This window comes from Chitinimonas naiadis, assembly GCF_054780835.1.
Genome location: NZ_BAAGVO010000003.1, coordinates 44678 through 57596 on the forward strand (window position 1 = coordinate 44678; position 12919 = coordinate 57596).

The following is a 12919-nucleotide window of genomic DNA, read 5'->3' on the forward strand; positions in this document are numbered from 1 at the left end:
AATGAATGTACGGTCGTTGATTGTCAATTCACTACCTCATTAGCATTTCTCCCGGTTTAAAGGCATTCGGCCGCACGATATTCATGGCGTTATCTCCATGAGGACCTGCGGGGGATGCACAGCGTTGGATACGGGACCCGTTGGGTCGTGCGTATCTCTCAATGGTGCGTAACGTGGAGATGGTCTGATGAGAATGAAGCAGCTCGCCTATGCAATCAGCCTGATGGGCCTTGCAGGCATGGTGCATGTCCATGCGGATGAGCAACCGCAGAAGGTTGAAAAGATTGAAGTAACCGGTACCAGTATCAAGCGCATTGCCAAGGAAGGCGCGCTACCGGTTACCACGATCAGTCGCGACGAAATACAGCGTAGTGGTGCCACCTCCACCGAACAACTGGTTGCAACGATCGCAGCCGCGAATACCGGCGGTGCGGTTTCGACCTCATCCGCATTCAGCGTATCGAGCTTTGGTCAGGCCAGCGCTTCGCTGCGAGGGCTGGGCGATACCCGTACCCTGGTACTGGTCAATGGCCGTCGGCTGGCGAACTTCGCGACCAACGGGGCGACGGTCGATATCAACAGCATTCCCATGGCAGCGATCGAACGGGTCGAGGTACTGAAGGATGGCGCTTCGGCTGTCTATGGTAGCGACGCGGTTGCCGGGGTGATCAACTTTATCCTGCGCAAGGACTATCAAGGCTTTGAAGCGACCGGTTATTACGGTGTCGCCACGCAGGGCGGAGGCGAAATCTCGCGAGGCAGTTTTGTTGCAGGCTTTGGTGATCTGGCTGAAGATAAATTCAATATTCTGCTGACCGGTGACATTGAGCATCAAGCCAAGCTGATGGGTAAGGACAGGGGTTTTTCCCATCCCGGCTATAACAGCCTGGGGGATACCACGAGTGGTAATGCAACCCCGGGAAATATTCTCGGTTATTACGACAGTAATAATGTATTTCAGTCATTGGGTGGCAATCCGGGTTATCCCAATTGCGGCGGTAGTTCCGTCAATGATCCTAATTTCGCCAACAAGTGCCGATTCGACGCGACGCCCTATGTGGGCTTGTTGCCCAAGTTGGATCGCGGGGACCTGGTCGCCAAGTTCAACTGGCAGGCACTCGACAACTTGCAGGTCTACGGCGAGGGCATGTACTCACGCAATGAGCACACCTTTACCGAGCAACCAGTACCGATTTCCAGCGCCTTCACCTATGGCGTGAATGGCGACTCCCTGGCGGAAATCCTGGTGCGCCCAAGCAGCCCGTACTATCCGACCGACTGGGCAATTGCCAATAACGTGAATGGCCAGCCGTTGTCGGTGACCTACCGTGCATTCGATGCCGGTCTGCGTGTCTTCAAGGATACGGCCGAGCAAAACCGTTTCCTGCTGGGTGCCAAGGGCAGCTTGGGTAGCTGGGACTACGATGTTGCTGCCTCGCGCAATGAGAGCAAGGTCAAGGAGGTGCTCCAGAATGGTTACCCAACCTATTCCAGGCTGCTGCCAATACTCAACAGCGACCAGTTCAATCCGTTCGCGACCGGCTTGCAAAACGATGCAGTCTCTCAGGCGATTCATGACAGCAATTTCGTTGGTACCGCGATCTCGGCCAAATCGGTGACAACGGATGTCGATGCGCGTATCTCCGGCGAACTGTTTGACCTGCCGGCAGGGGCGCTGGCCAGTGCTTTCGGAATCCAGGCACGCAAGGAAAAGCTCGATACGGTCCCGAGCGAGGCGCTCGCCACCGGTGATATTTCCGGTTACGGCGGGGCTATCCCGGCCATCAGCAAAGACCGCACCGTCAATGCGCTGTTCGCAGAATTCAATATCCCTATCCTGAGTACGCTGGAGGCAGACCTTGCCATTCGTCGGGATCACTACAGCGACTTTGGCAATACCACCAATCCCAAGGTCAGCTTCCGCTGGTCGCCGACCAAACAATTGCTGCTACGGGCGTCCTATGGCGAAGGCTTCCGCGCGCCGTCGCTGAGCGACCTGTATACCCCGCAGACTGCACAGATCACCGGCGTGATCAGCGACCCGGCGCGTTGTCCGACAACCAACAACGCACTCGATTGCTCGACCCAGTTCCAGACGCTGAGTGGCGGTAACCCCAGCCTGAAGCCCGAGAAATCCAAGCAGAATTCGTTTGGTTTTGTGTTTGAGCCGGTTACCGGTTTCTCGGTCGGTGTGGATTTCTTCAATATCCACCTGACCGATGCCATCACCAGTGGCATCGATGCCCTGACGATTCTGAACAACCCATCCTACAGCTATCTGCTTGTCCGCAAGGCGGCTGATCCAGCCAACCCGAGTCTGCCCGGCCAGATCGACCACTTCGTTCAGACCAGTGTGAACGCTGCCAAGATCGATGTGTCGGGCCTGGACTTTGATCTCAAGGCGCGCTTGGGCAAATACGACTTTGGTACCGTGACGGCGGCGCTGAATGGCACCTACATGTCCAAGTACGACTACACGGCGGCGGATGGCACCAAGACCGGTAGCGTCGCGACCTATCTGACGCCAGCACTCGGTGCCAACAGCCAGAGCGGCGTGATTCCGCGCTGGAAGCATGTGCTGGCGGTCAATCTCGATAATGGTCCGTGGCATGGCACGCTGGTGCAGAACTTCCAGACCGGCTACCAGGACAATCCGGATATCGACGACAACCCGCACGAAGTCTCCTCGCTGACTACCTACGATCTGCAAGGCAGCTACTCCGGCTTTAAGGGCTTGAAGCTGACGATGGGGGTGAAGAACCTGTTCGATAAGGCACCGCCGGCCATCGTCCCTAACCCCAACTACTTCCAGGCGGTGTACGACCCAACCTACTACGACCCGCGAGGTCGGTTCGTGTACGGTAGTGTCAGTTATTCATTCAAATAGGCTGAATAAGCCTCGAAGCCCCGGTCTTTGTGCCGGGGTTTTTTATTTGGCGCGCATCAATCAAAACCCAAGAAAAGCCGTGTGACGGGGGCTGGGTATCCCGTCGGGCGGTCACCTGCTGCTTCGAACGATCGTTGACTGCAGGCGGGATCGATACTTCACCGAAGCGCCAGTCACCCGTGCACCAATATTGGACGGTCGTTCAGCCCCTGCCTCTATGGTAAGGCTCGTGTAAGTCTGCTTTGTGTGTCTACCAACCAACAAATCAACACATATCGTTGTAATTTTGTGTGTGGTCATTGATTGCGCCTACTTTATATAAGTACGATCAAAAGCACATCGGGAAGGCGAGGCACCACGAAATGGGCTCCGCCCTTCCAGACTTGATCGCGCCTTACCGGCGTAATTTTGGGGTGGCGACGGTCCTACAGGCACCGCTCGACACCTTTCACCGACGCATCAACGGGGAGATTCTCTGATGAGAATGAAGCAACTGGCTTACGCCATCAGCATTCTGGGTATTGCTGGCGTAGCAAATGTTTACGCTGCGGACGAAGCTCAGAAGGTTGAGAAGATTGAAATCACGGGTTCCAGCATCAAGCGCATCCAGAAGGAAGGCGCGCTGCCCGTTCAAGTGGTAACCAAGGACGAGATCGCCCGCACCGGTGCTACCAGCACTGAAGAGCTGCTGGCCACCATCTCCGCCATTTCCTCCGCTGGTGCTACGGTGAACGCCACTGGCGCCGGTACGTCGACCTACGGTCTGTCGTCGATCTCCCTGCGTGGCCTGGAAGCTGCCCGCACGCTGGTGCTGGTCAACGGCCGCCGCATTGCTGCCTTTGCTGGCGGCGGTGGCGCAACGGTTAACGTTAACTCCATCCCTGTTGCCGCGATTGAGCGTATCGAAGTGCTGAAGGACGGCGCATCGGGTGTTTACGGTTCTGACGCCGTTGCCGGTGTGGTCAACTTCATCCTGACCAAGAACTACCAAGGCCTGGAAATCGGCGCGACTTCCGGCGCGCCGACCCGTAGCGGTGGTGGCGACAACAACAAGGTCAACATTGTTGCCGGTTTCGGTAGCCTCGACACCGATGGCTACAACGTGACCGCTGCAGCAACGTATGAAAAGCAAGACACGTTGCGTGCCTCTGATCGTGACTTCTCCAAGACCGGTAACAAGCCCCCGTTCTTCACCAACAGTGCTACGGGCCAGGGCAACATCGAAGGCGTCTGGATTGAGGGCGTCGGCCGCTCTGCTACGCTGTGGGGCACCTCGCCTGCATCGGGTTACGGTAACCCCTTGGCCGCGACCAATGCTTGCGAATCGCAAAGCATGTTCCTGGCTGGCAATACCAGCAAGGGCGGTAAGTACTGCCAGTACGATAGCGCTCCTGCTGTTGGCCTGATCCCGAAGAGCGAGTTGGCCAGTTTCACTGGTAACTTCAACTTCAAGCTGACCGATAACGCCACCCTGTTTGGCGACCTGCTGTACTCGCAAAGCAAGATTACTCAGAGCTATCAGGCTAACCCGCTGCGCGCCAGCTTCCTGGAAACTGACTCGGCTTTTAACGGTTCTGGCGTGGACGCTGCTCTGCTGCTCAAGCCAAGCAATCCGAACTACGCCAAGGCTGCCGCATACCTGCAGTCGATCGGCCGCGGCAACCTGGTTGGCCAAACACTGGCCGTTACCTCGCGTACGCTGGGCTTCGGTGGTCGTTCGGACTTCAGCAAGAACGAACAAACCCGTGGTGTGCTGGGTGTGAAGGGTACGTTCGGTGCGACCGATTACGAGTTCGCTCTGTCGTCCAATGAGAGCAAGGGCGCCAGCAAAGCGCTGGCTGGTTACTTCTCGCAGGTTCAATACGCCAAGATTATTAACGACACCAACAGCTGGAATCCATGGGCTGCTGACGGTCTCGGTGATCCTGCTTTGTTGGCGAAGCTGCAGGCTTCCGCCTACACTGGTGATACGCTCAAGGCCAAGTCCAAGAGCACCGTGGCTGACGGTAAGATCGGTGGCGAGCTGTTCTCTCTGGGCGATGGCACCGTGGCTTACGCTGCCGGCTTCCAGGCACGCAAGGAAGACTACACCACCAGCCCGAGCGCCGCGCTCGGCTCTGGCGACATCGCCGGTCTGGGTGGTAGCGTTCCTCCGGTCGACAAGAGCCGCAAGGTAACGGCCTTCTTCGGCGAATTGAACGTGCCTATCCTGTCGACCCTGGAAGGTACGCTGGCGGTTCGTAACGACCATTACGACGACGTCGGTGGTTCGACCAACTACAAGGCCAGCTTCCGCTTCCAGCCGGTCAAGAGCTTCCTGGTTCGCGGTTCGGTCGGTACCGGCTTCCGCGCTCCGACGCTGACCGACCTGTGGCAGCCGCAATCGCTGGGTACCTCCGAGCAGTTCACCGATCCGGGTACTGGCGCTCAGGACATTCAGGTTAACGCCCTCACCGGTGGTAACCCGAACCTGAAGCCGGAGAAGTCTGACCAGTACAGCTTCGGCTTCGTGTTCGCCCCTTCGGCCAACTTCAACGCCAGCGTTGATTTCTTCCACATCAAGGTGAAGGAAATCCTGGCGACCCCGTCGGCACAGGAAATCGTTTCGCGCTTCCGCGCTGGCGATGCAGCCTACGCTGGCCTGGTGAAGGTGGATGCCAACAACGACGTGACCTCCATCATCCAGCTGACCCAGAACACCGGCGAAGCCAAGGTCAACGGTGTCGACCTCGACCTGAACTTCAACCAGCGCTTCGGCCCTGGCCGTCTGGACGTGAATCTGTCCGGTACCTACATGTCCAAGTACGATCAGACCAGCCCTGGCGGTCAGATTTCGCACAAGGTCGGTACCATTGTTGACGAAACTGGCGCTCCGGTACTCGGCGCTCAGAACGGCGGCGTGATTCTGCGCTGGAAGCACACGCTGGCTGCTAACTGGACCCAAGGTGCATGGTCGGGCGGTATCGCTCAGAACTTCTACCTGGGCTACCAGGATGGCCACGATCTGAACGATGACCCGCATCGTGTTCCTAGCCAGGCTCTGTATGACGTCAACCTGAGCTACAAGGGTATCAAGAACCTGAAGCTGGGCGTTGGCGTGCGTAACGTGTTCGACAAGGAACCGCCGCTGTTCATTCCGGTCAGCAACCAGTTCCAGTATGGTTACGACGTGACGCAGTACGACCCACGTGCTCGTTTCGCCTACGTATCTGCCAGCTACAAGTTCTTCTAAGCGGAACGTATAGCGCCCCAGCCTGCATCGGGGTGTTGATTAAGAACCCCAGGGTTATGCCCTGGGGTTTTTTCATGTCGGTTTGCGTCAGGCTGCTATCAAGTCAAACGCCCTCTATATTAGGAGGGCGTTTGACTGTGTCGTGACGGGTGGGCAGGTTCTAGCGCAAGAAGCGATTGGTAATCGGATAGCGCCAGTCCTTGCCGAAACTACGGGGCGTGATGCGTGCGCCGACCGCCGCTTGCCGTCGCTTGTATTCATTGACCTTCAATAGCTTGACCACCCGCATCACATCTTTTTCCTCGAAACCGGCGCGGATGATGTCGGCAATCGATTCATTGCGTTCGACATAACGTTCCATGATGGCGTCGAGTATGTCGTAAGGCGGCAGGCTGTCCTGATCGACCTGGTTGTCACGTAGCTCGGCCGACGGTGGGCGGGTGATGATGCGCTCGGGGATGGCGTCGGACACGCTGTTGCGATAGTGGCAAAGCCGGTAGACCAGGGTCTTGGCGATATCCTTGAGGACCGCATAGCCACCTGCCATGTCGCCATACAGCGTGGCATAGCCCGTGGTCATCTCGGACTTGTTACCGGTGGTCAGCACCAGCCGGCCGCTCTTGTTGGAGAGCGCCATCAGGATCACGCCACGAATACGGCTTTGCAGGTTCTCCTCGGTCGCATCCACCGGCAGACCAGCGAACTGCGGTGCGAGCGTCGCGGTGAACTGCTCGAACAAGGGTTCGATGTTGATCTCGTCGTACTGCACACCCAGCCGCTTGATCATCTCGCGCGAGTCATCGAGGCTGATCTGGGCGGTATAGCGGGTCGGCATCATCACGGCCCGTACCTTGTCGGCCCCTAGGGCGTCGACGGCAATCGCCAGGGTCAGCGCCGAATCGATGCCGCCAGACAGGCCGATTATCACGCCGGGAAAGCCATTCTTCAGGATGTAGTCGCGCGTTGCCAGCGTCAGCGCGTCGTAGACCGACGCTTCCGTCGTGCGCTGAGGCGCGACGCTGCCCGGCTGGATATCGCCATCCTGGAACTCCAGGTAGGCGGTCGCGGTCTCGAAGCTTGGCAGTTGCGCGACCAGTTCGCCACTGCGACTCATGGCGAAGCTGCCTCCATCGAACACCAGCTCGTCCTGACCGCCGACCCAGTTGCAATACACCACGGGTAGCTGGGTTTCTTCGATGCGCTGCCGAACGATCTCCTGCCGGACGCCTTCCTTGCCGACGTGATAGGGCGATGCGTTGGGCACCAGCAGGAGCTGCGCGCCCATCTCGGCCGCTTCGGAAGCTGGCTCCACGTGCCAGATATCCTCACAGATCGGCACGCCGACCGTCACGACACTACCGTCATGACAACGCTGCTCGTAGACGCAGGGCGCGGCGCCAGGGGTGAAGTAGCGGCATTCGTCGAATACTTCGTTGTTCGGTAGCACCATCTTCTGGCCGCGCGCCAGGATGTGGCCGTCGCGCATGACCGTCACCATGTTGAAGCGCTCGGTGCCGAGCTGCATGGGGTGGCCGACGACCAGGGTCACGTCGTCCGCGGCATCCAGCAGGCGGTCCAGTTGTTCGTTGCAGGCCAGGTAAAAGCTGGTACGCAGCAGCAGGTCTTCCGGCGGGTAACCGGCGATGCTCAACTCCGGTACCAGCAGGATATCGGCCTTGTTGGCACGCGCTTCCTTGATCAGTTCGAGAATCTGATCGGTATTGCCGGCGAGATCGCCAACAACGGCGTTGAACTGGGCGACAGCGATTTTCATGATGAGGTAAGCCTGGTGCGATGGTGATGCGGTGCGACAACCGGGAGGTTGCCGCACCGTGAACAGGGTTGCGATTCTACTCGTCGTCGGGCGCTTCGGCGTGAAACTCGATGGCGGGGTGCAACCAGTCTGGTGGGGAAAGGCTGGACCACAGCAGGCAGCCGCCGGCCGCGAGTGCGATCAGCAATTGCAGCCAGGCCCAGTAACGATGCCGGTTGGCGAGCAGTTCCGGCGCCTGGTTGGCAATCAGGAACGGGCGTCCGTCATGCGGTCGTCGCAAGGCGTGACTGACGGGAGCGACCGATTGCGCGCGGTATTCCGCCGCGACTTCATGTGCGGCATCGGCGCGGGCCAGTTCCCACTCTTCCAGGCTGAGCTCCCCGTCGCCATTCCGGTCGTAGCGGGCCAGTAGCGCGGTGGGATCGGCCTTCCATTCGGCCAGTTTGGCCGCAATATCCGCGCGCTGGTTCTGGATATGGTCTGCGCCACGGTGGCTGACCAGTTCTCCCAATACATAGAGCTGGTCATGCTCCAGCAGCAACCACTCCCCATAGCGGTAACCATCCTGGACATGCTCGCTGTAACGGCTGGTAAAGACTTCGGCGCGGCGCGGGTCTATGCGCACCGTGCCGCTGCCATCTTCCAGCAGGAAAGGGGCGTCGCTCTGGCCGCTGTGCCTGAGCCAGGTACCTTGATTAAACGTCCAGCGGGGTGTCTGGCCAAGCTTGGCTGATTGCGATAGCTGGACCAGTTGGCTACGTCGGGTCTTGCCCAGCCGTTCGAAGCGATACCACAGGCAGGGCAGGCCGGTAAGCGGGGAGATGGCGGCCTGACCCGTATTGCGCCCACGCCCGAACAGTTCGACATAGCCTTGCGCAGCGGAGGCCAGGCGTGACGTAGGGGTGTCGGCAATGGCCCGGTAGCGTCGCCAATGGCTGGTCCATGCCCATAGGCCGAGCAGGCAGGCCAATGCCAACACGCTCTTGAAGAGCAGGGTATCCAGGTGCAGGGCGATATAGAGCAGCGGCAACCAGCCAAACGAGGTCAGTAACCGCCACCAGTACTGTCTTAGCAGGTGGCGCATCGTGCAGCGGCAAGCGGGGTCGGCACAGGAATCAGTTGAAGAGCGACTTCACGTCCACGTCGCGCTTTTCATCGCTGGCAAACTGCAGCGGCTGGGCCGAGGGGAAGGCAAACAGCTTGGCCAGTAATACGTCCGGGAACTGCTCGATGCGGACATTGTTGACGTTGACGACTTCGTTGTAGAACTCGCGCCGGTCGGCAATGGCATCTTCCAGGCCGGTGATCCGCAGGATCAGGTGCTGGTAGTGTTCGTTGGCCTTCAGCTCCGGATAGGCTTCGACGGTGGCGATCAGGTTACCCAGGCTGGCCCGCAGCCGGGTTTCCGCCTGCCCCAACTGGCCGATGTCCTGCAGCTCCCGCGCGCTGGAGACTGCTGCACGTGCTTCCATGACGCGGGTCAGCGTAGCCTGCTCGAACTGGCCGTACTGCTTGCAGGTTTCGATCAGCTTGGGCAATTCGTCATGCCGCTGCTTGAGCAATACGTCGATATTGGACCAGGACTTGAAGACGTTGTGCTTGATGGCAACCAGCTGGTTGTAGAGCATCACCAGGTAGATCAGGGCCAGGGTCAGGATGGCGAGCAGGATCAGTAAGGGCATGAGGCGGGTTCCGGTTCAGTACTTATTTGCCAGCATAAAGCACAAACATGGCGGGGCGCTTCTTCAGTTCTGGTCGAGGCAGGCTTTTCCAGTTGGTCAGCGGCTGCGAGACGACCAGTTCCTCCGCGCAGCTGAGATCGCGTGCGACCGTCAACTGGGTGGTCGGGCGGCAGGCCTGCAAGACGGCGTCCACCATCGCGTCGTTGCGGTAGGGGGTCTCGATGAACAGCTGCGCTTCATCGAGCTTGGCGGAGTCACGCTCCAGTTCCCGAAGCCGCTCGAGGCGCGGGCCGGCTTCGACCGGTAGATAGCCATGAAAGCGGAAGCGCTGGCCACTGGCGCCGGAGGCCATCAGGGCCAGCAGGATCGAGGAGGGGCCGACCAACGGTACGACCCGGATGCCGCGGCTGTGTGCCAGGCGGACCAGGTTTGCGCCAGGGTCGGCGACGCCGGGGCAGCCAGCCTCGGAGATCAAGCCGACAGATTGGCCCGCCAGCAACGGTGCGAGCAAGGCTGCCAGCTCGCTATCCTTGGTATGCTCGTTCAATTCCTGCATGGCGAGATCCGCCATCATCCGCTCTGGGCCATAGAGCTTCAGAAAGCGCCGGGCGGTCTTGGCGTTCTCGACGACCCAGTGGTTGATACGGTTTGCAATGGCGCGGACCTCCAGGGGAAGGATGGCGTCGAGCGGGCTGTCACCCAGCGGGGCGGGGACCAGGTAGAGGGTGCCGAGACTCATAGCAGTGGGTAGCCTTCTTCTCGCAGCATGCGGCAAAGTTCGATCAATGGCAGGCCGATGATGGCGGCCGGGTCACTGCCCTCCATCTGTTCGATCATCGCGACGCCCAACCCTTCGGTCTTGGCGCTACCGGCGCAATCATAGGGTTCCTCGCGGCGCAGATAGGTATCGATCTCGGCATCGCTATAGTCGCGCATGGTGACGCGCCAGGGAACCACCACTTCCTGGGTGTGGCCCGTGCCACTGTTATATAAGGCAAGCGCGGTATGGAAGACGATAGTCTGGCCGCGCATGGCGGTGAGCTGTGCGAAGGCGCGAGGGTAGTCGCCGGGTTTTCCCAGTTGCTCGCCGTTCAGTAGTGCGACCTGGTCCGAGCCGATGATCAATGCGGCGGGAAAGCGTTCAGCGAGCGACTGCGCCTTCATGCGGGCGAGCCGGCTTGCGGTTTGTGCGGCAGACTCACCGGGTAACGGCGTCTCGTCACAATCGGGCGCGGCAACTTCGAATGGCAAACCAAGGCGGCTGAGCAGTTCACGCCGATAGCGCGAGGTGGATCCGAGTATCAGGGTGGGTGTGGGCATGGAGGATGTCGCTTGGCCCAAGGGTGATCACCGTGTTGTACGGCAGTTCCCAAAGGCTAGATATGATTGACGATTCAAGGGTGTGGAGTATATCATCCGCCGTTTATGTCCAACCTCACCTTCGATAACGCTGAATTTGCGCGGCTGAAAAGAACCCTGCGTGGCCAATTGGCAGTAGCCGATCTGCCCCGCGTGGCGTCAGAAGTGCTGTCCGGCGAAGCGGTGGAGTTTGCCTTGGTAGGTGGTAGTGACAAGTATCGGCGTTATACGCTGGACTTGGGGATTACCGGTCATGTCCAGCTGAAGTGCCAGCGTTGCTTGAAGCCGGTGGCGTTTGATCTGGATGTGGCGACGCATTTCACGTTGTTTGTGGATGAAGCCAGGCTGGAAGCGGCTGATGCCGAGGATGATGAGCTGGAAGGCTTGCTGATTGAACCCGAGTTCAGTCTGCTGGGCCTGATAGAGGACGAGATTTTGCTGTCGTTGCCCTATGCGGCTACGCATGAAGAGTGCGAGTCGCAGGTGGTGGCAGATACGGCCGATGTGCCGAAAAAGCCGAACCCGTTTGCCGTGCTGGCGGATTTCAAAGGCAAGTTGCAGCGCGGCGAACACTAAGTTTTTGTTATTTTCGAGTTTGATTCAGGAGCACAACCATGGCCGTTCAACAGAACAAAAAATCCCCGTCCAAGCGCGGCATGCATCGCGCCCACGACTTTCTGACCGCCCCCGCTCTGGCCGTTGAGCCAAGCACCGGCGAAGCACACCTGCGTCACCACATCAGCCCGAACGGCTTCTACCGTGGTCGTCGCGTAGTCAAGGCCAAGGGCGAGTAATTGTCCTTTGCTTCGGCAAGCAATGCCAAGGCGCGCTCCCACGGGGGCGCGCCTTTTTGTTTCAAGCTAGCGCTTGGCGCTAATCGTTGTAGCTCGTAAGCTCCCTGCATGGAAATCACAGTCTCTATCGATGCAATGGGCGGCGACCACGGTGCGCATGTCACCGTGCCGGCCGCGCTCAAGTTTCTCAAGGCCCACCCCGATGTCAATGTGGTGCTGGTCGGCTTGCAGGATGCCATCGAGGCGGAACTGCGGGCCCGGCACGCCAAGGTGGGGCCGCGCCTGCGCATCCACCACGCCAGCGAGGTGGTCGCCATGGATGAGGCGCCGCAACTGGCGCTGAAGAACAAGAAGGATTCGTCCATGCGGGTGGCGATAAACCTGGTGAAGACCGGGGAGGCGCATGCCTGCGTATCGGCCGGTAACACCGGCGCGCTGATGGCGACGGCCCGCTTTGTATTGAAGATGCTGCCCGGCATCGAACGGCCGGCGATCGCCAAGATGCTGCCGACCATGCGCGGTGCCAGTTGCGTGCTGGATCTCGGCGCCAATGTCGACTCCACCCCCGAGCAGCTCTATCAGTTCGGCGTCATGGGGGCCATGCTGTACAGTGCTCTGCAGCACAAGGACAGGCCAACGGTCGGCTTGCTCAATATCGGCTCGGAAGATATCAAGGGCAACGAGACGGTCAAGGAAGCGTCCGAGCTGTTCAAGGCATCGCGGCTGAACTTCCAGGGCAACGTGGAAGGTAACGACATCTACAAGGGCACCGTCGATGTGGTGGTCTGCGATGGCTTCGTCGGCAATGTGGTACTGAAGGCGTCCGAAGGTCTGGCCAAGATGCTGACCGAGTTCCTGAAGGAGGAATTCTTCAAGAGCTGGTGGCGCAAGCTGATTGCCATGGTCGCAAGCCCGGTCCTGATCAGCTTCAAGAACCGCATGGATCCGCGTCGCTACAACGGTGCAAGCCTGCTGGGTCTGCGCGGCATCGTGGTGAAGAGCCACGGTGGTGCCGATCGGTTTGCGTTCTATTGCGCACTCGAACAAGCGCTGGAGGAAGCGCGTTCGGGGGTGCTGCATCGCATTACCGAGAGCATGGCGGACCATGCCAGGGTCAGCGAGGCCGCAGAGGCCTGAGTCCCCGTCTTCCCTGTGACAAGGAGTTTGCTCCTGTCTGATTCATGATCCGGA

The 12919-nt window shown here is 59.4% G+C and carries 10 protein-coding genes; 5 read left to right on the forward strand and 5 right to left on the reverse strand.

From position 1 onward, the window contains the following. The first annotated feature begins 187 nt into the window (after positions 1-187). The gene (locus ACYVHK_RS05505) at positions 188-2887 is read left to right on the forward strand and encodes a TonB-dependent receptor (RefSeq protein WP_460528450.1); all 2700 of its coding nucleotides are present in this window, start codon (positions 188-190) and stop codon (positions 2885-2887) included. A 478-nt stretch (positions 2888-3365) separates the two neighbouring features. Beyond that, positions 3366-6119: a TonB-dependent receptor gene (locus ACYVHK_RS05510; protein ID WP_460528452.1), complete on the forward strand. Its 2754-nt coding sequence runs from the start codon at positions 3366-3368 to the stop codon at positions 6117-6119. Positions 6120-6279: 160 nt separating this feature from the next. Here the strand turns inward: ACYVHK_RS05510 and ACYVHK_RS05515 are convergent, their stop codons facing one another. The 5 genes from ACYVHK_RS05515 to ACYVHK_RS05535 form a co-directional block, all read right to left on the reverse strand. After that, on the reverse strand, positions 6280-7893 hold the full coding sequence (locus ACYVHK_RS05515) for a glutamine-dependent NAD(+) synthetase (protein WP_460528454.1): 1614 nt from the start codon (positions 7891-7893) through the stop codon (positions 6280-6282). A 76-nt stretch (positions 7894-7969) separates the two neighbouring features. After that, positions 7970-8977, reverse strand: a complete 1008-nt coding sequence (locus ACYVHK_RS05520) for a GIDE domain-containing protein (RefSeq protein ID WP_460528456.1) — start codon at positions 8975-8977, stop codon at positions 7970-7972. 31 nt (positions 8978-9008) lie between these two features. Further along, entirely contained in the window at positions 9009-9575 is a 567-nt protein-coding gene (locus ACYVHK_RS05525; protein WP_460528458.1) for a LemA family protein, read from the reverse strand. A gap of 22 nt (positions 9576-9597) precedes the next feature. Beyond that, on the reverse strand, positions 9598-10314 hold the full coding sequence (locus ACYVHK_RS05530; RefSeq protein WP_460528460.1) for an SAM-dependent methyltransferase: 717 nt from the start codon (positions 10312-10314) through the stop codon (positions 9598-9600). Then, a complete protein-coding gene (locus ACYVHK_RS05535) occupies positions 10311-10895 on the reverse strand; it encodes a Maf family protein (protein ID WP_460528462.1) in 585 nt (194 codons plus the stop codon). Before ACYVHK_RS05535 ends, ACYVHK_RS05530 begins: the two co-directional genes overlap by 4 nt. A 66-nt stretch (positions 10896-10961) precedes the next feature. Between ACYVHK_RS05535 and ACYVHK_RS05540 the strand changes: the two genes are divergently transcribed. The 3 genes from ACYVHK_RS05540 to plsX all read left to right on the forward strand — a co-directional run bounded on the left by ACYVHK_RS05540 (position 10962) and on the right by plsX (position 12865). Next, complete coding sequence (locus tag ACYVHK_RS05540; protein WP_460528464.1) at positions 10962-11510, forward strand: YceD family protein; 549 nt, start codon at positions 10962-10964, stop codon at positions 11508-11510. 38 nt (positions 11511-11548) lie between these two features. Further along, positions 11549-11728, forward strand: coding sequence for a 50S ribosomal protein L32 (gene rpmF, locus ACYVHK_RS05545; RefSeq protein WP_099405109.1), 180 nt, complete (start codon positions 11549-11551; stop codon positions 11726-11728). A 108-nt stretch (positions 11729-11836) separates the two neighbouring features. Beyond that, positions 11837-12865 carry a phosphate acyltransferase gene (gene plsX, locus ACYVHK_RS05550; protein WP_460528467.1) on the forward strand — a complete coding sequence of 343 codons (1029 nt, stop codon included), beginning with the start codon at positions 11837-11839 and terminating at the stop codon, positions 12863-12865. The last annotated feature ends 54 nt before the right edge of the window (positions 12866-12919 follow it).

Coding starts and splice junctions, on each gene's coding strand:
- ACYVHK_RS05525 (WP_460528458.1), bottom strand. CDS start 9,575: ATGCCCTTACTGATCCTGCTCGCCATCCTGACCCTGGCCCTGATCTAC.
- ACYVHK_RS05530 (WP_460528460.1), bottom strand. CDS start 10,314: ATGAGTCTCGGCACCCTCTACCTGGTCCCCGCCCCGCTGGGTGACAGC.
- rpmF (WP_099405109.1), top strand. CDS start 11,549: ATGGCCGTTCAACAGAACAAAAAATCCCCGTCCAAGCGCGGCATGCAT.
- ACYVHK_RS05505 (WP_460528450.1), top strand. CDS start 188: ATGAGAATGAAGCAGCTCGCCTATGCAATCAGCCTGATGGGCCTTGCA.
- plsX (WP_460528467.1), top strand. CDS start 11,837: ATGGAAATCACAGTCTCTATCGATGCAATGGGCGGCGACCACGGTGCG.
- ACYVHK_RS05535 (WP_460528462.1), bottom strand. CDS start 10,895: ATGCCCACACCCACCCTGATACTCGGATCCACCTCGCGCTATCGGCGT.
- ACYVHK_RS05510 (WP_460528452.1), top strand. CDS start 3,366: ATGAGAATGAAGCAACTGGCTTACGCCATCAGCATTCTGGGTATTGCT.
- ACYVHK_RS05520 (WP_460528456.1), bottom strand. CDS start 8,977: ATGCGCCACCTGCTAAGACAGTACTGGTGGCGGTTACTGACCTCGTTT.
- ACYVHK_RS05515 (WP_460528454.1), bottom strand. CDS start 7,893: ATGAAAATCGCTGTCGCCCAGTTCAACGCCGTTGTTGGCGATCTCGCC.